The organism is Paludisphaera mucosa (assembly GCF_029589435.1).
GTDB lineage: Bacteria > Planctomycetota > Planctomycetia > Isosphaerales > Isosphaeraceae > Paludisphaera > Paludisphaera mucosa.
On sequence record NZ_JARRAG010000002.1, the window covers coordinates 1,771,762 to 1,793,513 of the forward strand.

14 protein-coding genes are annotated in these 21,752 nt (G+C 67.5%); 12 read left to right on the forward strand and 2 right to left on the reverse strand.

The features are described 5' to 3' along the window. Window positions 1-20: 20 nt before the first annotated feature. A complete protein-coding gene (locus PZE19_RS16580) occupies window positions 21-638 on the reverse strand; it encodes an RNA polymerase sigma factor (RefSeq protein ID WP_277861746.1) in 618 nt (205 codons plus the stop codon). Window positions 639-1,115: 477 nt separating this feature from the next. On the opposite strand from PZE19_RS16580, the gene PZE19_RS16585 reads away from it, so the two are divergent. The 9 genes from PZE19_RS16585 (at window position 1,116) to PZE19_RS16625 (ending at window position 16,213) form a co-directional block, all read left to right on the forward strand. Next, entirely contained in the window at window positions 1,116-2,795 is a 1,680-nt protein-coding gene (locus PZE19_RS16585) for an alpha-keto acid decarboxylase family protein (RefSeq protein WP_277861747.1), read from the forward strand. Between the two features lie 106 nt (window positions 2,796-2,901). Then, entirely contained in the window at window positions 2,902-5,214 is a 2,313-nt protein-coding gene (locus PZE19_RS16590; protein ID WP_277861748.1) for a c-type cytochrome, read from the forward strand. 153 nt (window positions 5,215-5,367) lie between these two features. Then, entirely contained in the window at window positions 5,368-5,742 is a 375-nt protein-coding gene (locus PZE19_RS16595) for a cupredoxin domain-containing protein (RefSeq protein WP_277861749.1), read from the forward strand. A 20-nt stretch (window positions 5,743-5,762) separates the two neighbouring features. After that, window positions 5,763-7,157 carry an aldehyde dehydrogenase family protein gene (locus PZE19_RS16600; RefSeq protein ID WP_277861750.1) on the forward strand — a complete coding sequence of 465 codons (1,395 nt, stop codon included), beginning with the start codon at window positions 5,763-5,765 and terminating at the stop codon, window positions 7,155-7,157. A 50-nt stretch (window positions 7,158-7,207) separates the two neighbouring features. Further along, window positions 7,208-8,347 carry an FAD-dependent monooxygenase gene (locus PZE19_RS16605; protein WP_277864360.1) on the forward strand — a complete coding sequence of 380 codons (1,140 nt, stop codon included), beginning with the start codon at window positions 7,208-7,210 and terminating at the stop codon, window positions 8,345-8,347. After that, window positions 8,344-9,531, forward strand: a complete 1,188-nt coding sequence (locus tag PZE19_RS16610) for an esterase/lipase family protein (RefSeq protein WP_277861751.1) — start codon at window positions 8,344-8,346, stop codon at window positions 9,529-9,531. The genes PZE19_RS16605 and PZE19_RS16610 overlap by 4 nt, the downstream gene beginning before the upstream one ends. Next, window positions 9,528-10,940, forward strand: a complete 1,413-nt coding sequence (locus tag PZE19_RS16615; RefSeq protein ID WP_277861752.1) for an NAD(P)/FAD-dependent oxidoreductase — start codon at window positions 9,528-9,530, stop codon at window positions 10,938-10,940. The genes PZE19_RS16610 and PZE19_RS16615 overlap by 4 nt, the downstream gene beginning before the upstream one ends. Before the next feature lie 415 nt (window positions 10,941-11,355). Then, a complete protein-coding gene (locus tag PZE19_RS16620; protein ID WP_277861753.1) occupies window positions 11,356-11,832 on the forward strand; it encodes a phosphopantetheine-binding protein in 477 nt (158 codons plus the stop codon). Between the two features lie 475 nt (window positions 11,833-12,307). Then, the gene (locus PZE19_RS16625; RefSeq protein ID WP_277861754.1) at window positions 12,308-16,213 is read left to right on the forward strand and encodes a TIGR03118 family protein; all 3,906 of its coding nucleotides are present in this window, start codon (window positions 12,308-12,310) and stop codon (window positions 16,211-16,213) included. A 231-nt stretch (window positions 16,214-16,444) separates the two neighbouring features. Here the strand turns inward: PZE19_RS16625 and PZE19_RS16630 are convergent, their stop codons facing one another. Then, window positions 16,445-16,894, reverse strand: coding sequence for an ion channel (locus tag PZE19_RS16630; RefSeq protein ID WP_277861755.1), 450 nt, complete (start codon window positions 16,892-16,894; stop codon window positions 16,445-16,447). Between the two features lie 143 nt (window positions 16,895-17,037). Between PZE19_RS16630 and PZE19_RS16635 the strand changes: the two genes are divergently transcribed. The 3 genes from PZE19_RS16635 to PZE19_RS16645 all read left to right on the forward strand — a co-directional run bounded on the left by PZE19_RS16635 (window position 17,038) and on the right by PZE19_RS16645 (window position 21,700). Beyond that, entirely contained in the window at window positions 17,038-18,648 is a 1,611-nt protein-coding gene (locus tag PZE19_RS16635; RefSeq protein WP_277861756.1) for a TolC family protein, read from the forward strand. Window positions 18,649-18,782: 134 nt separating this feature from the next. Beyond that, window positions 18,783-20,105 carry an HlyD family secretion protein gene (locus PZE19_RS16640; protein ID WP_277861757.1) on the forward strand — a complete coding sequence of 441 codons (1,323 nt, stop codon included), beginning with the start codon at window positions 18,783-18,785 and terminating at the stop codon, window positions 20,103-20,105. Beyond that, the gene (locus PZE19_RS16645) at window positions 20,102-21,700 is read left to right on the forward strand and encodes an MFS transporter (RefSeq protein WP_277861758.1); all 1,599 of its coding nucleotides are present in this window, start codon (window positions 20,102-20,104) and stop codon (window positions 21,698-21,700) included. The genes PZE19_RS16640 and PZE19_RS16645 overlap by 4 nt, the downstream gene beginning before the upstream one ends. The last annotated feature ends 52 nt before the right edge of the window (window positions 21,701-21,752 follow it).

Here is a 21,752-nt window from a genome sequence, read left to right on the forward strand (position 1 = left end):
CCCGTGCCGCCGGCATGCACCTACACCGACTCGGGCGGCTCCTCGCCGGGGCGGAGGTCGGCCAGTTGCTCCGCCAGGTGCCGCAGGCCGCGGCTCAAGCGACGCTTCACCGTCACCGTCGAGACGCCGAGCAACTCGGCGGCCTCCACCTGGGTCAGCCCCTGGATGCGGACCAGGTCGAAGGCTTCCCGCTGGTCCTCCGGCAACTCGTCGATCGCGCGGAGCATGCGGAGGCCGTCCGGGGTTAGGCCCGAGGCGCTGCTGGCGGCCCACGGCACGAGCTCGTCATGCAACTCCGCGGCGGCCGGCTGTTCATCTAAGCGGCGGGCCAGGTCATTGAGCTCCCAGCGCATGTGCTGGTTGGCCAGCGCGAAGAGCTGGCGGACGGTCCGGGGACGGGCCTCGCGGAGCGCCTTGAGCAGCCGTTCCGCCACGGCGCCCAGCAGTTCCTCGGCCTGTACGTTCAACGGCGGCTGCGTCAGGCGCGGATAGCTCCGGTGCAGCAAGGTGGCGCACAGCAGGCGAAGTCGTTGGACGGACCGGTCGAGCAAGGCCCGGACGATCGGCTCGGCGGGCGAATCCCCGTCCAGCTCGTCGAGGTAGCGCTGGACCACGGCGGTGGTGCGCTCTTGACTCATTTTCCAAACCTTCGGATCGAGTGTCGTTGCATCCATCTCCATCCTACTTCGGCGGGGTGCGCGCTCGCCACGCTTAGTACTAACGACCGGGGAAGCGGGGATGCGACGGAGGCTCCCTTCGCCCCCCGAGCGTCGGCCTCGAATCGCCCGGGCGGGGCGGGCCAGTTCGGGTTCGGGCCGGCCTTTACATCAGCGGTTCGATGTTTCCTCCGTGAAGGATAGTGCTCGGCTTGAAGAGCAGATCCGGGCCGGGTTCGGTTCCCGGAGTACAGCCCTGGTCGAGGCCCTCCACGAGGTGCAGCTCTGTGTCGAGTTCCCGGACTGCTAAGCCGCGATCCTTCAAATGCACCCCGATGTAACGCCCAGCGGAGCGATCCTGCGAGTGGCCTCCACCCGAGGCGAGCAATGGCTGACCCAGTGTCATGGCCCCCCACAAAGATTCGTTGAAACAGGGGTCGATTATTCGGAGAAGATCCAATGAGTCAGCAGCCGACTGTCGCGGATTACATCGTCCGACGGCTCGCACGCGAAGGGATCAAAGACTGCTTCGGCGTCCCGGGGGACTTCGCGTTCAAGCTCTGCGACGCGGTCGCCCGGAGCGAGATGATCCGCTGGATCGGCTGCTCCAACGGGCTCGGCGCGGCCTACGCCGCCGACAGCTACGCACGCGTTCGGGGCTGCTCGATGCTCTTGACCACGTACGCCGTCGGCGAGCTGTCCGCGCTCAACTGCGTGATGGGGGCCCTGGCCGGGCGGTCCTGCGTCTTCCACCTCATCGGCATGCCGGCGACGCGCAAGCGGCGGACCCGACAGGTCGTCCATCACACGCTCGGCGACGGCGAGTTCCAGAACTTCGCCAACATCTCGGCCCAGGCGGCGTGCGTCTCGGCCGTGATCACTCCCGACAACCGCGCCCACGAGATGGAGCGGGTGATCGCCACGGCGCGGGCGGAGAGCCGGCCCGCCTACATACTCGTCGCCGCAGACTACGCCGTCACGCCGGTCAACGGTTCCGCCCCGGCCCCATACCCGAGGCCCGCGAGCGGCCCCGACCTGGCCAAGGCCGTCGCGGCGATCGCCGAGAGGGTCGAGGCCGCCAGGTCGCTGGCCGTCATCCCCGTCTACACGGTCTCGCGGTTCCAGCTCCAGGAGAAGCTCCAGGCGCTCATCGAGGCGCTGGGCTGCCCGTTCGTCGCGATGGCGATGGACAAAGGGGTGCTGTCCGAGGCCCATCCCCAGTTCGTCGGGATTTATTCCGGGGCTGCGTCGTCTTCCGCCGTCCTCGAGGCGGTCGAGCGTGCGGACGTCGATATCGACGCCGGCGGCGTCAGCTTCAACGAGGTCAACACGTCCGCCTGCACGAGACGCATTGATCCCGAGAAGCTCATCACCATCGATGTGGATCACGTCCGGATCGCGGATCGAATCTATAACCCCGTCCGCATGGGCGACGTCTTCGACGGCCTGGCCCGTGCCGCCAAGAAGAAATTCGGATACACGGCGCCGCCCAAGGAAGCGCCTGGCAAGCCCGGTGGGCTGCCGGACGACCCGATCTTCGCGGTGAGCATGTACCCCCGGTTTCGAGACTTCCTGAAGCCGCTGGATCGGATCGTGCTCGAGAGCGGCAGCATGAGTTCCGGGATGATCCCGCTCCCGCTCCCCGAGGATTCGGAAGTACAGCTTCAACCCATCTGGGGCTCGATCGGTCGGGCCACCGGGGCCACGCTGGGCATCGCGTCCGCGGACCCGTCGCGGCGGACCGTGCTCTTCACCGGGGAGGGCTCGCACCAGATGACCGCCGCCGACGTCGGGACCATGGCGCGTCACGGGCTGAAGCCGATCATCTTCGTCCTCAACAACGGAGGCTACATGGTCGAGCGGGCGCTCGAGGCGGACCCTGACTGGTCTACAACGACCTCGCCCCCTGGATCTACCACGCCCTGCCCGCCGCCCTGGGCTGTCAGGGCTGGCTCACGTCGAAAGTCATCACGCTCGGCGAGCTCGACGCCGCGCTGGCCAGGGCCGCCACGGGGGAATCGGCGAGCTACTTCGAGGTCGTCGGAGGCGGGATGGATCTCCCGGCGGGATTCGCCATGGCGCATCAACGCCTGGACGTTCTATACGGGAATGATTAGGGCGCGGACCGGCGCCTCATGAAAGCGGTGGCAGGCACAGCATGGGCTGCGGAACGGCCCTAGGGAAACCCGCGTGCCGTCCGGCAGTGCGTCCCTGATCGCGCCCGACATCAACGAGAGGAGCAATCATGAACATTCGGAGCTCGCGAATCGTCGCAAGCGGCGCCATGACCGCGTTTGCCCTGGCGGCCCTGTGGAGTCTCGGGGGGGGGCGCGCCGCCGCGCTCGCCGCGGAGGGCGACGAGGTCGATTACACCTTCGGTCGGCCAGTGAAGGACGGCGAGCAGACGTACGACTGGTATCGGAAGACCCATACCGACGAGGCCGCCAGGCGCTATGGCGTCGATCCGGCGAAGGTCGGCGACGGCATGGACACCTGGCACTGGTGGTGCGGCGTCGATAACCCGGGATTCTGGCGCGAGCAGGCCAAGCTAACCAGCAAGAAGGCGAACGTGCTCACCGCCCGGATTGATCTGTTTCGGATGCTGCAGACCGTGCCGCGTCCCGAGCGGTGGGAAAAGATCGGGCTCATCAACGACCCCGACTGCGTACCCGCGGACAAACCCGACCAGTACGGCCTGAAGATCGACCGGATGAAGGACGGCGCGCTCACCTGGGACCCCGAAGTCTTCGGCTTTTCCAGCGGCGTCGTCGGCCTGCAGCTCTTCAAGAACAAGAGCTTCGACGCGAAGAAATGGTCCATCGACAAGTACCTCGACGACGCGAGCAGCGTGGAGCCGCCGTACCTCGTCGGGATGGCCTGCACCTTCTGCCACACGGCCTTCAACCCCAACCGGCCGCCGAGGAATCCGGCCGAGCCGAAGTGGGAGAACCTGGATTCTCATATCGGCAGCCAGTATTTCCGCGAAGGCATGTTGTTCGGTTACGACATGCCGAGGGACACCTTCGCCTGGCAGTACCTGCACAACCAATCGCCGGGAACGAGTGAGACGACGCGCTTCCCGTCGGACTTCATCAACAACCCCGTCCTGATCAACTCGATTTACCGCCTGAACGATCGACTCAAGCTTGCTCATGCGGACCGAATTTCGCCCGAGCAGAAGGCCATGTTGCATTCGGTCAATAAGCACGTCGGCCTGCCCGAAAACGACGGCTTCGGCGGAACCGACCGCGAGCCGACTTACCGTGCCCCGAGAGTCCTGGCCCCCGGAGGCGACTCGATGGGCCTGGTGGTCGCCGCAACCCGCGTCTACGTCAACGAGGGGTCCGGCTACAAGGATTTTTTCCCGACCTGGGCCCTGAACCCGTACGACCTCAAGGGGAGCATGGAACGCGGCTTCAAGCAATCGGAATTCGATATTCTCGGCAAAGTGCGCAAGGATCCCAAGAGTCCGTGGATGCAGACCGAGGCTCGGATGCCGAACATGGCGCTATACCTGAGCACCCACGACGGCTTCCCCCTCAAGGATGCCGTCGAGGCCGAGGGAAAAGGGGATAAGAACGGCAAGGACTATCTCACGACGAACTCGGATGTACTCCGCAAGGGAAAGCTCGCCTTCGCCGACCACTGCGCTAGCTGCCACAGCAGCAAGAAGCCGGCGGACCTTCCGAAGGACCCCCGAGACGTCGAGGGACGGAAGAAGGCCTGGCGCGACTTCGTGCTGCGGGACGACTTCCTCACGAACAACTTTTTGTCCGACGACGAGCGCTATCCGTGCTCCGAGCTGGGTACGCAGGTCGCGAGGACCTTGAGCCCCAACTGGGATGCGGGCGGCGGCTACGGGCAGATGTCGAGCCTCGGGTTCAAGCTGAACGAGGCAGGCGCCGAGCAAGTGTTCGACCATGACGAGGACGGCAAGCCGATCCCGCTCTACAACCCACTGACCGGCAAGCACGACATCAAGTTCACCGCCAAGAAACTCTTTTACCGAACGCCGCCCCTGGTGAGCATCTGGGCCACGGCGCCCTACCTGCACAACAACTCGGTTGGGTTATACAACGGCGACCCGTCCGTGGCCGGCCGGATGGCCGCCTACGAGGACGGCATGAACAAGCTGCTCCGGCCCGAACGGCGGCCGGGAGTTCGTTCGATGGTGGTCACCACGCAGGCCAGCAAACTGCCGGACTTTCTTCCGATGCTGATGAAGCAGATGCCGGATTTCTCGGACTTGCCCGGCCTGGACCTTGACCTGATCAACGTCCCCAAGGGCACACCTGTCAACTTGATCATGAACCTACACCCGAAGGACGTGAAGACGGTTCTGCAGGCCTATGTGGACGGCGTCTTGCAGGGTCAACCCAGAGAGGCGTTCGCCGAGCTGCTGACGAGGAACCACGCCCTTGGCGAGCAGCGGCTGATGGAGAAGCTCGTCGAGGTCAACGTGTGCCCGGACTTCATCGAAGACCGGGGCCACAGCTACGGGCGTGAACTCGGTGACGACGACAAGCGGGCACTCGTCGAGTACATGAAGCACTTCTAGCGGTCCGACACGCGGACCCGACGTCCAACAGGTCCGTTCTTGCAAGGTGTCGTCACGTCGGCGCGGCGCGCGCACTTCCGTTGACCGCGCGCCTCCGGGACTGCGGCGATCGCGCAACGGCTCGATGTCGCGAACCATCGAAAGGAAATGAACATGAAGAACAAGTGGGCCTTTCCCGTCTGCTACGCGGTCACGATTTTCGCGGTGCTCTGCCCCCAGGCTCCGGGGGGGGACGGCAGCAAGCGCTCCGACGGCAAGAAAGTCACCGTCACGATGAAAAGCCTGAGCTTCAGTCCCAAGACGCTGGAAATCGAGGCCGGCGACTCGGTCGTCTGGAGCAACGAGGCGCGGACGAAGCACACGGCGATTTCGGATGACGACGGGAAGTCGTTCGACACGGGCGAGATCGAGCCCGAGAAGTCGTCGAAACCCGTGAAGTTCGATACGGAGGGTGAGTTCAAGTACCACTGCAAGGTGCACGGCAAGTCCATGAGCGGGACGGTCGTCGTCAAGGCAAAGTCGAAATGACCCCAATTCGAGGCGCACCGATGGCATCGCAACTTATGAATACGGGATCGTCGGTCGTCGAGGCGGTCGCCAAGGCGCGGGCAAGCTTCCGCAGCGGCCGGACGCGCGCCGTCTCGTGGCGTCGCTCTCAGCTCGAGGCCCTGAAGCGGCTCCTGAAGCAGGAAGAGTCCGCGATCTTCGAGGCGTTGTGGGCCGACCTCCGCAAGCCCCGTCTCGAAGGCTACCTCACCGAGGTCGGCTTCGTGATCAAGGAGATCGACGATGCCCTGCGGCATCTCGACGGGTGGATGAAGCCGGAGCGGAAGCACACGTCGCTCCTGGCCCAGCCCGGGCGGTCCTGGACGACCCACGATCCGCTCGGCGTGGTCCTCATCATCGGCACCTGGAACTACCCCGTCCAGTTGCTCCTCGCGCCCCTGGCGGGCGCCCTGGCGGGCGGGAACGCGGCGGCCCTGAAGCCGTCGGAGATCGCGTCGCACACCTCCGCCTTGATGGCGGACCTGTTGCCGCGGCACCTCGACCCGGAGGCCGTCGCGGTGATCCAGGGAGGCGCCGACGAGACGCAGGCCCTGTTGGATGAGCGGTTCGACATGATCTTCTTCACCGGGGGCGGCCGGGTCGGCCAGGTTGTGCTCGAGAAGGCCGCCAAGCATCTCACCCCCGTCGTCCTCGAGCTCGGCGGCAAGTCGCCGTGCCTGGTGGATCGGGACGCGTCGCTGGAGGTCGCCGCCCGGCGGATCGCCTGGGGCCGGTTCAGCAACGCGGGCCAGACCTGCGTGGCCCCCGACTACGTGCTGGTGCACGAGGCGGTGGAGTTGGAGCTGCTCGCCCATCTGCGTGCCGCGGTGACGGCCTTCTACGGCGACGACCCCCGGACGAGCCCCGATTACTGCCGCATCGTCAACGATCGCAACTTCGAGAGGCTGTCGAAGCTGCTCCACGACGGCGAAGTCATTTGCGGCGGCCAGGCCGATGCCAAGGAACGCTATATCGCCCCGACGGTCCTTCGAGGCGTGTCGCCCGACGCTCCGGTGATGCGCGATGAGATCTTCGGCCCCATCCTGCCCGTGCTCGCCGTCCCCAGCATGGACGCGGCGATCGAGTTCGTGACGGACCGACCATCGCCCCTCGCGCTGTATGTCTTCTCGAACGTCGAGGCGACCCAGCAGAAGGTCATCGACCGGACGAGTTCCGGCAACGCCTGCATCAACGACGTCCTGATGCACATGGTCGTGCCGGAACTGCCCTTCGGCGGGGTCGGCGAGAGCGGCATGGGGCGCTACCACGGCCGATGGAGCTTCGAGACGTTCACCCACCGCAAGGGGGTGCTCGCCAGGTCGATCCACCTGGACCTGCCCGTTCGCTATCCGCCGTATTCCGACGGTCACTTGGCTTTGCTGAAGCTCATCGATTGATCCGAGGAGGGTATGAGATGAGAGGTAGGTCGGAGGGTCGATTGAAGATCGTGATCGTCGGCGCGGGGATCGGAGGCCTCTCCGCGCACCTCGCCTTCGCCGGGGTCGGGTTCGAAGTGGCGCATTACGAGCGCCGATCCGAGCTCGGGCCCGCCGGCGCGGGGATCTTCATCTGGCCGGACGGGGTGAAGGTCCTCAGGACACTCGGGCTGGGCGAGCGTCTCGCCGCGATCGGCAATCGACCGGACTTCCTGGTAATGCGCGGCCCGGACGGTCGGCCTCTCTCGGAGCTGCCGCTCAAAGAAATCTGGGACCGAAGCGGGGCCCCGGGCTACGTCGTGAGCCGAACGAACCTGCAGGATCTCCTCCTCGACGCCGTGGGACCCGGGCGACTTCAGTTGGGGATGAGATGCATCGGCCTCGACCAGTCCGACACCGAGGTGATCGTGCACTTCGACGGAGGACTCGAGGCGATCGGCGACCTCGCCGTGGGCGCGGACGGCATCCATTCCGCCGTACGCAGCGTGGTTGCGCCAGATGTCGAGCCCTCCTACGCCGGCATCGCGAGCTGGGTCGGGATCGTCCCGAACGACGGCGTGCAGCCGGAAGATACCGTGGTGGAATACCTGGGCGAGGGAAAACGCTTTGGCCTCCTGCCACTCTCAAACAACCGGGTCTACTTCAATTTCGCGGCCGCGTGGGACAGGGGGCGGCCTCGCCCCGCGACGGGCTGGAGCGGCTTTCTCGAGCGGCTGTTCGCAGGTTGGCCCCCCCAGGTTCCGGCCGTGCTCCGACGCCTCGAGGGCCGGGAGCCGATCCACCTCGAGATCTGCGACCTGCCGCATCTCGACCGGTGGAGCTCGGTGCGGGTGGCCCTCCTGGGCGATGCCGCCCACGCGACCACGCCGACGGTCGGCCAGGGGGCTTGCCAGGCGCTGGAAGACGTGGACGTCCTCGTCCGATGCCTCCAGAGCGATCCGGCCGACGTGGACGGCGCCCTACGCCGTTACGAGTCGGAGCGAAAAGGGCGGGCCGAGGAGATCGTCGCGTTCTCGCGAAGGGGCCTCGAGAGACTCCACGCGAGGGACGAGTCGATCTACGGCGAGACGTATCGCGCCATTCACGCATCGTCCGCCCCCCGGACCGCTATGACGATCGAAGGCTGGCTTGCACGGGGACCGAACGGATGAGAGGCGATCGGCTGATGATGACTTTGAGGTTGTTCTCCGCTCGTCCGGGGGCGGCCCGGAGGAAGGAACTCCCGCTTCCTCCGCTCGCGATGCGGATCTTGTCGGGTGTCCTCTTCGTGGCGGCCATCGCGAGCGAGCCACGCGCGTCGGCACAAGTCCTGGTATCGCCGACGAGATCCGTCGATCACGCGGGGCAAGGCCCGACCGGGCTGTCCGTACCCCGCCCCTACGAGCGCGGCAAGATCCCCGTCGTCCTCGTCCACGGCCTCTGGGGCAGCGACCGGCAGTGGGATCGGATGGTCCGGGACCTCGAGGCCGTCGAGGCGATTAGCAGCCGGTACCAGTTCTGGACCTTCGGCTACGCGACGGGCGACTCGATCCCGTTCTCGGCCCTGAGACTCCGGCGGGCGATCCGGCGGGCGCGGGATGTATTCGACCCCGCCGGCACCGACGAGGCATTCGATCGCATGGTCGTCGTCGGTCACAGCCTCGGAGGGCTGGTGGCGAAGATGACCGCGCGGACGACCGGGCCGACGCTCTGGAGGACTGTCAGCGCGAAGGATCCCGTCGGGATGTCCGGCCCGGCGGCGGACGTCCGGTTCCTGCGCGAGGCGTTCATCTACGAGCGTCTGCCCGAAGTGCGGCGCGTCGTCTTCATCGCGACCCCCCACCGCGGAAGCCCGCTCGCGCGGGGGGTGCTTGGCGACCTGGGGAATCGCATCTGCCGCGTGACGGACGGCGCGGACGACGTGCGCCGGCGGCTGCTCGTATGCAACGACGCCGGTTTCTTCGAGCCCGGCTTCCGCCTGAACTCCCAGACCAGCGTCGGGGGACTCGAGCCAGGCAGCCCACTCCTCACGGCCCTCGACGAGCTTCGGATTGACCCCGCCGTGGCCTTCCATTCCATCATCCCCTCGCGCGGGAGGGGGAGGGGCGACGGGATCGTTCCCCTTGGGAGTGCACGCGTCGAGGGTGCCGCATCGGAACTCCTCGTCCGCGCAGAGCACGCTTGCCTCGAGGAGCAGGAAGTCATCCGTGAGACCGCCCGTATCCTCGCCGAGCACGGCAGGATGTCCGGCAAGGACTCATCGCACATTGTGCTCGGCGTGGCCGAGCTCCGGGGCGAGTCGTGGGCCAAGGGTCGATCGAGCGGCGAAACGCCGGCCACCGGGGGGATGCCATGAGCGACGGACGGGTCCACCGGGTCGTGATCGTCGGAGGGGGATTCGCGGGGTTGCGGGCCGCCAAGTCGCTCCGAAGTCCCGCGGTGCAGGTCACGCTCATCGACCGACGCAACCATCACGTGTTCCAGCCGCTCCTCTACCAGGTCGCGACCGGGTTATTGTCACCCGCGAACATCGCGACGCCGCTCCGCACGGTCTTCCGGCGGCGACGCAACGTCGAGGTGCTCTTGGAGGAGGTCGTCGACTTCGACCTCGTCGGCAAGCTCGTGCGGTGCCGCGGCCGCGACTTCCCCTACGACACGCTGGTGCTGGCGGCCGGGGGCCGCAACCACTACTTCGGCCGCGACGACTGGGAGGCGGTCGCGCCGGGACTGAAGTCCCTCGAGGACGCGACGACCCTCCGGCGGCGGATCTTGTCTGCGTTCGAGGCGGCCGAGCTCGAGGACGACCCCGAGGCGCGGGAGGCTTGGCTGACGTTCGTGGTGATCGGCGCCGGGCCGACCGGCGTCGAGATGGCCGGCGCCATCGGAGAACTCGCCCGCTCGATCCTGCCGCGGGAGTTCCGGAGGATCTCCGCGGCCAGGCCGCGAATCCTGCTTCTCGAGGGCGGGGAGGACATCTTGTCGTCCTTCGCCGTCGAGCTTACCCGTGCGGCCGTGGAATCGCTCGCCCGCCTGGGCGCGACGGTCCGCACAGGTTGCGTCGTCACGGAGGTGCGCCCGGGCTTGGTCGCATTCCGGCGCGGCGAGGCGATCGAGGCGGTCGCCGCCCGTACGGTGGTTTGGGCCGCGGGCGTGAAAGGGTCGCCCCTCGGGAGCGTGCTGGCCTTGGCGGCCGGGTCGGAGGTGGATCCCTCCGGCCGTGTGAAGGTCCTCGCCGACTTCTCGCTGCCGGGCCACCCCGACGTCTTCGTCATCGGCGACCTCGCGGCGTACGAGGCTACCGCCGGCCGGCCGCTGCCGGGAGTCGCCCAGCCGGCCCTCCAGGCGGGCGCGTACGTCGCCCGGCTCATCCTGGCGCGTCGGCGGGGGCGGACGCCGCCGGCCTTCCGATACGACGACCGCGGCAGCATGGCCACGATCGGCCGCAACGCCGCGATCGCCCAGGTCGGCCGGTTCCGATTCTCGGGCTTCATCGCCTGCGGGATGTGGATGTTCATCCATCTCCTCTTCATCGAACAGTGTCACAACCGGCTGCTGGTGCTCGCCCAGTGGCTGCGGAGCTATTTTACGGGCGCCCGCTCCGCTCGCCTGATCGAAGGAGCGAACGGCGAGGGGGAGGTCCTTCTCGGTTCATATGGGGACGACGGAGTGCGCATTTATCCGGCCTCGGCGTCGCAGGCTGCTTCGGGCCGCTCGCGGCCGGTGGGCGCCGGCGCCTCGACGGATGAGGACGGGGGGCCACGATGAGCGACGCCCAGTTCTGGCACCGCATCCAGTTCGCCTTCACGAGCACCTTCCACTGCCTGTCCCCCCAACTCACCAGGGCGGAAATCGTGGCGCCGCGCGGCAGCACGCGGCTTATTCTTCCCATAATTGCAGCCCGAACCGCCGCGAAATCTCGCTTGCGTTGGCTCCCCGGGCGGCATCCAAATCGGTTCGCGGAACCGGAAACGCATCACCCCCCCCGGGATCGTTCGACGGGCGAACGGACCCGTCCTGCCCATCGGGCCTCGAGGAGTAGCCGGGCTCACGGTGGACGGACCCCGTCCCGTCTTTCCCGGGGCATCACCAGCGTCGGCTCTCGACGACCCTGCGGCACCTCGCAGGACCGGGAGGCGATCATCACTGAGCCTCAGCACCGCCTAGAGAGGAAGAAAAAATCATGACATTATGCCGAGACATTCATGCGAAGGTGGGGAGCATCCTCGCGGCATCCCTGGGGGTGGACGAAGCCGACGTCATCCCGTCGGCCACCCTGCAGGGCCAGCTGGGTGCGGAGTCGATCGACTTCCTCGACATCGTCTTCCGCCTGGAGCGCGGGTTCGGGATCAAGATCCTCCAGGGCGAGCTGTTCCCCGATTCGATCCTCGGGGGACGGGCCGATCTCTTCCAGGAGGGAAGGGTCACCGACCTGGGCATGGTCGAGTTGCGGTCGCGGATGCCTTACGCCGACCTCGACGACCTCGAGCGCGACCGACGCCTCGGCTCCGTCGCCGATCTCTTCACGGTCGGGCTGGTCGTCCGGTATGTCGAATGGAAGCTCGGCCGGGACGGCCGGACGGTGACGGTCGATCGCGCGGACCCTCTCGAGGTGTGCGACCCACCGTCCGTACACCAGCCACTCTCGCCGGGTCGTTGACCGGGGAGGGGCTGTGCGAGCCATTCGAGTGGGATCGCACCAGGTCCCACGGCGAGGCCCAGACGTCAGTCGCTGAAACCAAGGATGCGGCATCGCGATTTCGTCCTTGGGTGCGGGCCTCGAGTCGGCTCGGATGCCGAATCTCACCGATATCACGAAGAGTGTCCGGCGTGGCGACCCACAGTCCACGCGATGTACGTCCCGCGAAGTGCCCTCCTTGCCTGAGTCCGAGCCGGATGAGGGCACGGCTCTGCTCAGCAGGCCGGGCGCGATGGTGAAAGCCGTACTCCCCCCGAGGCGGAATCGGTGCAGCTTGCGCCATTGCGCGGCTCAACGCCACGGACGCCCCAGGTCCACAATCGTCACCAGAGACGATCGCATCAAGTTTCGACGATAGGATTCCCGGTCTCGGCGTGCCCCCCATCCAACCCCACGACTGGCATCAACGGTTCTTTAATCAACCAGGAGTTTTGACATGAGAGTTCTCAGTTCCGCGTCGAAGTCGGTTCGTAGCGACCGCCGCAAGGGGATGCCCGCGCGGAAACCTCCCGGGTACCGGCTCGTGATTGAGGCGATGGAAGAGCGTAGTCTGCTCTCCGCAGTCGTGCTTCAGACGAACCTGGTGTCGGACCTGCCGGGCGTCGCCCAGGTCCTGGACCCCAACCTGGTCAACCCGTGGGGCATCTCGGAAAGCAGCGCCAGCCCGTTCTGGATCTCGGACAACAACGCCGGCGTCTCCACGCTCTACAATGCCCCAGGCGCCGACGACACGCCGGTCTCGATCAACCCGCTGGTGGTGAACATCCCGACGCCCGGCGCCCCGCTCGGCGCCACCGGGACTCCCACCGGGACCGTCTTCAACCTCGACGGGGGCGCGACGGGGGGGTTCAAGGTCAAGGGGGTCGACAAGAACGGAAAGCCGATCACCGCCTCCGCGGCCTTCCTGTTCGCCACCGAGGACGGCACCCTCGTCGGCTGGAACCCCGCCGTCAATCCCAAGGGTTTCGTCCCGGCGAAGGCCGGCACGAACGGTATCATCGCCGTGGACAACTCCGGGAACAATTTCAAGAAGTCCAATCCCGCCAGGCAGACCGGGGCGGTCTACAAGGGCCTGGCCACCGCCAGCAGCGCGACCCCGATCTTCGCGTCCGACCGCAACTCGGCGACGGTGCTCTACGCCGCCAACTTCCGCTCCGGCAAGGTCGAGGTCTACGATACCAACTTCAAGTCCGTCAAACTGAATGGTCGTGCGTTCGCCGACCCGAACCTCCCCAAGGGCTACGCCCCGTTCAACGTGCAGGTCCTGGGCGGCAAGGTCTATGTCACCTACGCCAAGCAGGACGCCAAGAAGCACGACGACGTGGCCGGAAACGGCAACGGCTTCGTCGACGTGTTCAACCTGAACGGGACGCCCGGCCTGCCTGGCGGGAGGGCGCGCCTGGTTTCACGGGGCCCGCTCGACTCGCCGTGGGGCCTGACGCTGGCGCCGTCGAGCTTCGGGGCCCTCGGCGGCGACCTGCTGGTGGGCAATTTCGGCGACGGCATGATCAATGCCTTCGACCCCACGACCGGCGCGGCCCTGGGCAGCCTGATCGGCGCCGACGGCAAGCCGATCCGGGTCGACGGGCTGTGGGCGCTCCAGGTCGGCAACGGCGGCAGCGGCGGCGACGCCAACTCGGTGTACTTCACCGCCGGCCTCGACCACGAGCAGCACGGCCTGTTCGGTTCGCTGGCGCCGGTTGCGCCGGCGGCCGGAGGTGCGGACGTCCTCACGTATCACAACGATACTTCCGGGACCGGGGCCAACCTGAACGAGACGACGCTGACGCCGCAGAACGTCAACGCGTCGAGCTTCGGGAAGCTCTTCAGCTACAAGGTCGACGGCCAGGTCTATGCCCAGCCCCTGGAGGTCGGCCAGGTGCGTATGAGCGACGGCCAACTCCACAACGTCCTGATCGTGGCCACAGAGAATGACAGCGTCTATGCCCTCGACGCCGACGACCCGACCGCGGGCCCGAGGCACAACGGCGTCCTCTGGCAGGACAGCTTCATCGACCCGGCGAACGGCGTCACGACCGTCCCCTCCCAGGACGTCGAGAATAACGGCGTCGGGCCGACCTACGGCATCACGGCCACGCCCGTCATCGACAGGGCTACGGGGACGATCTACGTCGTCAGCCAGGTGAAGGAGCAACCGACCGACGCGGGCGGGCCGCACTACGTGCAGCAGTTCCACGCCCTGGACCTCATCACCGGCAAGGAGAAGGACGGCGGCCCGGTCACGATCGGCGACACCACGCTCCACCCCGACGGCAGCTTCACCAACGACACCCAGATCTCCGTCCCCGGCACCGGCGCCGGATCGGCCGACGGGGTGGTCAAGTTCAACGCGCTGCGGCAGCTCCCCCGGATGGGCCTGGTGCTCGACATGAACGTGCCGGGGCATCCCGACGGCGTCGTCTTCACGGGCTCTGCATCGGATGGCGATATCGACCCGTACCACGGCTGGCTCATCGGCTACGACGCGAAGACCCTTAAGTTGGTCACCATCTTCAACACCACGCCGAATGGCGACTTCGGGGGGATCTGGCAGTCAGGAGCGGCCCCCACGGTTGCGTCCAACGGCGACCTGATCCTTGGGGACGGCAACGGTACGTTCGACGCCTTCACCACGACGACCCCGCCCGGCCCGGCCGCGCAGGGCGAGTCCGGCTTCGGCCTCGGTTCCAGCGGGATCCACCAGAGCGCGGCCGTCAGCTTCGCCGCCTCCATACCGAGCACCGGCGTCGGCTCGACGGGCCTGTTCTTCAACGGCGACACCCCCACCGACCATCCGCTCGCGCCCGACGTCAACCAGCCGCTGGCCGGGACGGGCATCAACTTCACGGCGGGGGCCGAGGACCCCAACGGACCGCACACCTACCAGGCGACCCTCTCGTATCACGGCGCCACGCTCACCGAGACGATCACCGATCAGACCACCGGCGCCTCCTTCAGCCGCGACTACGCGAACGTGGACCTCCCCAACAGCGTCGGCGGCGACACCGCCTTCGTCGGCTTCGGCGCCGGCACCGACGGCCGGACGGCGACGAACGCGATCACCAGCTGGACGTACTCCAGCGGTGGCCAGACCCTCATCGACCACTCCGGCGGCTTCGCCAGCAACGGCGACCTGACGGCCACCGGGATCACGACGTTCAACGGCTCCGCGGCCGACCTGACCACCGATGATGGCCAGCAGGCGGGCAACCTCTTCGCCAACACGCGCGTGAACATCCGGGACTTCTCGACCACGTTCACCTTCCAGATCCAGCATCCGGGCTCGGGCCCGATCGGCGATGGCCTGACCTTCATCATCCAGAACGACACCGGCCACCGGCCCGGCCCGGACTTCGGCGAGTCGAGCCTCCGGCTCAGCCCGACCCCCGGGACAATGACCGTCGTCGACTCCTTCACCCCGTTCGACTTCAAGAACCGGGACATCCACGACACCGACACGAGCTCGACCGGCATGACGCTGCTGCCCGCCTTCCCGGGAACGGCGCATCCGAACCTGGCGGTCACGGCCGACAAGTCGGGGACGATCCGCCTGATCGACATCGACAATATGGGCGGGTTCAACCCCGGCGGCCCGGACAACGTCCTCCAGGAGTTCACGGCCAACCCCCACGGCCTGATCTATAGCTCACCGGTCTACTTCGACGGCAAGGTCTATATCCATGGCGTGGGCGATGTGCTCAAGGCCTTCGCCCTCAAGCTCGACCCGGCGACGAACACGATGCTGCTGGACGAGACCCCGGTCAGCCAGGGCACGTCGGTCTCCGGCTTCCCCGGGGAGGTGCCGAGCGTTTCGGCCGACGGTACGAGCAACGGGATCGTCTGGGACCTGCAGGTGGATGGCTTCGCCACGGGCAGCCCGGCGATCCTCCGGGCCTACGATGCGAACGACCTGTCGACGCCGCTGTACGCCAGCAACCAGGCCGGTCCGCGCGACACGGCCGGCGGTGGGATCAAGTTCAGCACGCCGACGATCGCCAACGGGCACGTCTACCTCGGGACGCAATTCGAGGTTGACGTCTACGGACTCCTCCCGCGGGCGGGTGGCGCGGCCGTCGCCGCCGCCCCGCAGGTCGGCGGCGACATCGGCCTCACCATCAACCCGGCCGCCCCGCCGAGAAGCAGTTCCATGGCGGAGGCTGGCGGCGGCGCGGCGGACCTGCATGCTGCGGCGCTCGACGCCATCGGTAGCGGGGGCGGCTTGAGCCGCCTGAGCGTGCTGACCGACCAGGAGGCGTTGAAGCACAAGAGCCGGGGGGTTGGCCGGCTAGCCGCCGCCGCTCGAGGTACCACAGAGATGCGACGCGCGGAACCCCATGCCTAGGCCCTCGTTGCCTGATGGGTGTTGAGTAGACGGACGCCGGCCCGATCCAGTGCCCGGCCGTGGTCCTCCGCGTGGACGAGTCCAGGACCTGGAAGATCGCCGCCGAGCGGAGCTTCTCCAGGACCCCGTGATCGAGTAGCCGACGCGCCACCCCCTGCGTGCCAGAACCGAGGGACCGTATTAGCCGGTTTGCAAGATGCTTGTCATGGAGGCCGTGGCCGTTTCTCTCGCTCAAGGGGCTGCATCACCCTGCTGCCCCTTGAGCCGCAATTCGATCAGCCGACTCGTCACGGCGAACATGGCGGAGGCCGACACGCCGAACATCAGGACGCCGTTCGCGGCCTCGAGCGGGCCGAGCAACCGCCAATCGGGCGCCATCACGATATCGCCGTAGCCGAGGGTCGTGAAGTTCACGGCCGAGTGGTAGAAGGCCGTCGCGAAGTCCGGGAGGGCGCCGCAGATCACGAAGGCGACGGCCCAGAGGGCGACCTGCGTCAGGAGGGCCGTCATGAGGATCAGTATGACCCCGGTCGTGACGCTGACGTTCCGCAGGAAGCTCCGGCCGGCATAGCCGATCCTGTGGAGCCACGCCACGAACCGGACCGTCAAGGCGATGGCCATCGACTGGACCAGCATCGAGGCCGGCAGGACGACCAAGACGACGAGGAGGAAAGCCATCATGAGAATTCGATCCAATCCGGTGCGTCGAGGTCCTCGCGGCGGCCGGTAGATTTTTCCTGATCCTCAGGACCGGCAGGGCCGAAAACAGAACAGAGCATTCCTGTAACACTGGGGATCATACCCTGTCCGGAGGTCGTCGACGGATGGCGTGTTTCGGGGCCGATCGCCGTTGCCGAGTCCTTTGCATCCTGGTCCCGCTGCTGACCGGGGGCTGCATCCGGCCGCGCGCGGACGTCCGCAGTTCGCTCGAAGCACGCGTATTCCCGGTCCTGGACCAAACGATCCCGGCCGACGCGATAGTCCGTCCGGCGGTCGCCGATCGCCCCGAGGGTCTCGACCAGACCCTTCCCCCGGCGCTGGAGGCGGCCCCGACCGCCGCGCCCCGGCCGAACGAGGCGGCCGGCTCGGCGCCCACTGCGACGGATGCGTCGGAGGAACCGGCTGGCCAGCCGCTCACGCTCCCCGAGGCGATCGGGCTCGCGTTCCGCCTCCAGCCACGCCTGCGCGCCCAGTTGGAGAGCATCGCCCAGGCCCGGGGCCGGGGCGGGGTCGCCTTCTCGATGTTCCTCCCCACCGTCGCCGGCAACTACGATGTCGGCGGGTTCACGCTCGGCGTCGGCGGCGAGCCCATCGGGGTCGGGGGGGGGACCCAGAACTTCAACTTCATCCCCTTCACCGGCGCCGTGCCCGTCGGCCTGAACATCAAGTCGGGATACGAGCTCGCGGAGCTGAAGGTCCAGTGGCTGCTCCTGGACTTCGGCCGCCGGCTGGGCCGGTACGAGCAGGCGAAGCTCGCGGTGGACGTCGCCCAGCTCCAGACCGATCGTGCCTTCCAGACCGTGTCGAACGAGGTCTCCGTCGCCTACTACGGCGTACTGCGGGCGAAGGCCCTGCGGCGGACCTTCGAGGACGCCGCCCGACGCGCCGAGATGCAACTGGCCGACGCCCGCAAGCTGCTTGGCGAAGGGGTCGTGGAGCGTGAGACGGTCCTGCGGGCCGAGGTCCTGCGGGCCGAGACCCGGCAGCAACTCCATGCCGCCGTCGAGTCAGAGTACGTGGCCCTGGCGGAGCTGGACCTGGTGATCGGCCTGAAGTGCAACCAGCCGGTCGGCGTCGTCGAGCCCCCCGCGATCCCGTCGTTCGACCGGTCCCTGGCCGATTGCCTCCAGACCGCCGTCCGGGAACGCCGGGAATTCCACGTCGCTCGGCGTGCGGTCGAGATCGCCCGGGAAGGGACCCGCGTGGCGCGGGCGGACTTCGCTCCCAAGGTCATCGCCGACGGGACCCTGCTCAACTTCCAACAGTCCAGCCCCACCGGGTACGCGGATTTGGCCGTCGGCTTCATCCGTCTCGACTGGACCTTGTTCGAGGGAGGGCGGAGAATCGCCGAGGCACGCGTGGCCGATTCGCGCGTACGGGAGGCGATGGCCCAGGCCGAGTCGATCGTCGACAACATCGCGTTTCAGGTCAACGAGGCGTACCGGCGCATGGTCACCGCCCGGCTCGGGATCGAGGACGCGCGCCCGGCGGTGGAGCAGGCCCGCGAGAACTTCCGCCTCGTGCGCTCGCGCTCCCTGGAGGGGGACGCCACGCCGACCGAGATCACCGACGCCCAGGCCTCATTGACCCGTGCCGAGCAGAGCTACCTCAATGCCGTGTACAACTACCTGTCGGCGATCGCCCGGCTGGAGTATGCGATGGGCGACGGTCGGACCCCGGCGACCGCGGCCCACGAACACCCGCCTTCCGGGTAATATCCGCGCGGAGTCGCATCGTGAGCTCATCACCGCCGCCCGCAGCCCCGCCAGCCACTCCCCCATCGCCGGAGACCCGGCCCGCTCAGGGACCGCCTCCGAATGGAACCATCGCCGGTCTGCTGCGGCGGATCGTGCTTTTTGCCCTCATACTCGCCGTCGCGGGCGTGGGAATCTGGTTTCTCGCCGGCTGGATCCAGTACCGAGGCAGGCACTCGATCACCGACGATGCCTTCGTCGAGGCCCACATCGTGAACGTCGCCCCGGAGCTGGTCTCGGGGCGGATCGTCCGCTTGCTCGTCGAGGAGGACGACCGGGTCGAGAAGGGGCAGGTCCTGGCGGAGGTCGACGCGGTCCCCTACCGCGACCGGGTCGATTTGGCCCGGAGCAGGGTTGACGCGGCCGAGGCCGAGCTCGCGCGGCAGCGGGCCGACCTGGAGCGGGTCCGCAAGGAAGTGCCCATCCAGGTGGAGATCGCCCGGCGAACGGTCACCTCGGCCGACGCCGACCGCGCCCGTGCCGAGTCGTCGCTCGGGTATACCAGGGACGAGGTCGATACGGGCATCGACGAGGCCCGGGCCGGCCTCAAGGCGGCGCGGGCCGACCTGACGCTATCCCAGGAGGAATACGGCCGATTCACCCGGCTCTATCAACAGGAGGCCTCGACGCAGAGGCGGGCCCAGGAGGTGACACGGGCCCACGACGCCGCGCAGGCGCAGGTCGACCTGGCCCAGGCCCGCCTGGCCAAGGCCCTCGCCTCGCGCACCCAGGTCGACGTCGCCCGGCGTGCCCTCGAGGCGGCACAGGCCTCGCGGAATAAGGCGGAGAAGGGCATCGAGCTGGCGGAGATCGGCTTCGAGCAGATCCACGAGGTCGAGCTCCTGGTCAAGGTCAAGCAGCAGACGGTCGAGGAAGCCCGGACTTCGTTGCGAGCGGCCGAGCACGACCTCGAATACACCCGGGTCCGCGCCCCATTTCCCGGCGTGATCGTGAAGCGCTACCGCCATCTCGGCGACTTCGCCTCGGCGGGGGTGGCGGTCCTGAGCCTGTACAACCCCGACCTCCTCTACGTGGAGGCGAACCTCGAAGAGACCCGCCTGCCGGGGGTCGCGCCGGGGAATCCGGTCGCGATCGAGCTCGACGCGTTCTCCCGGCCGTTTCGCGGACGGGTCGTCTGGGTCAACAAGTCCACGGGCGCCCAGTTCGCGCTGATGCCGCGGAACGTGGTCTCCGGCGAGTTCACGAAGGTGGTCCAGAGGGTGGCCGTCCGGATCGCGATCGAGCGTGACGACCGCTGGCCCCAGCTCCGCGCGGGATTGTCGGCGCAGGTCGTCATCGCGCACGGGCCCGGCGATCCCGACTGGGCCGCGAAAGAGGCTCGCCGCCTGGCCGAGGCCGAGTCCCGCTTCAATCTGGCAGGCACAGACCCTGTACCTTCCGAACGAGGGTCGAGATGAGCCAGGTCGTCGCCCGGGAACCTACCACGACGGTGTCCGTCGAACGGCAGCGAGTCTTTGCCGCCCTGGCCGTCGTCCCGATCCTGGCGACCGTCTATCAGACGATCGTCCTCACCGACGTCACGGCCGACGTCATCCGCAAGGGGATCGAGGCCGACTCCTACCAGATGATCTGGACGAACCTCGCATGGGCCCTCGCGACCCTCTACGGGATCTTCCTGGGGATGTGGGGCATGGCCCGGTTCGGCCAGCGCCTGAGCCTCTGCGTCGGCCTGGTCCTGTTCGCCCTCGGCAACTTGCTCTGCGGCTCCGCGATCGACGTCGCCACGATGTCGGGCGCGAAGGTCGTCGAGGGGATCGGCAAGGGCGTCACGATCGTCCTCTGCCGGAGCATCCTCTACCACCAATTCGACCGCGCGCTGCTCGTGGCCGTGGGGTTCTACGGCGTGGGTGCCTACTCGACCCGGAACGTGACGCCGTTGGTGACGGCCTACGTCAACGACTGGCTCTCCTGGCGCTGGATCTTCTGGATCAACGTGCCGATCGCCGCGCTCGCCATCCCAATGGTCCTGCGCTTCATCCGGCCCGATCGGGCGGCGGTGCCGAGGTCGCTTCGAATCGACTGGGTCGGCGTGACCCTCTTCGCGGCGTGGGTCTCCTGCCTACTGTTCGCCTTCGGCTGGTACCGAAAGTGGGGCGGCTGGACCTCCAACGAGTTCGCAGTGACGGCGACCTTGTGCCTCCTTCTCCCGATCGCCACGGTGGCCTGGGTCGGCTCGGGACTCTCGGCGGATGAGCACCTCCGCCGAATCCTCCGCGTGAGGACCTACGTATTGGCGATGGGCGTGCGGGGACTGCTCCTTCTGAACATCTCCGCCGTGCTCGCCGTCCTGTCGAAGTACATGACCGAGCTGCGCGACTACCCACGCGAGGTCGCCGGCTGGGTCCTCGCCCCCGCGTCGCTCATGATGGCCGCCTCGACCTTGCTGACGACCTACTTCCATCGCCGCAATATGCGGCACATCTGGCTGCTCGCGGGCGTGCTGGGGAGCGCGGGCTGCGTCTGGTGCCTATCGTCGATCGACAATTTCACTCCGAAGGGGCACATCGCCACCATCCTGGCTTTCTGGGGCCTGTTCCTCGGCCTGCTCCCCCCCGTCTTCCTCACCGACGAGGTCGAGAGCCTGGAACCGAAGGACGCCCTTTACGCCGGGGGCCTGGCGATCGTCTGCATCATCACCATGTTGCTCATCATCCCGGTCGCGACCAGCACGACCATCAGCGCCTGGTCCGATCGCGCCCTCGACTCCCAGCGACTGAACCTCCGCGGAGATCGCGTCGTGGTCCGCGAGGCCCAGGCCCGCCTGGCGGACGAGTACCGCCGGCGCGGCCTCGCCGGCCCCGATCAGGCCGCACTGATCGGCACGACCCTCGCTGCCTTCGCCAAGACCGAGAGCGTGGCCCGCGGCATCCAGGACGGGCTCAAGTTCCTCAGCCTCGTCATGCTCGGGCTCGGATTGACTCTCGCCTCGCTCCGATGCATCTCGCCACCACGGCAGAATCTGATCCCGGATCCGCAACACCGAGTCGCTTGACTCCGACCGGCCGCTTGAAGCGGCGGGTGCACTGGCACTGGTCCGAAAAGCC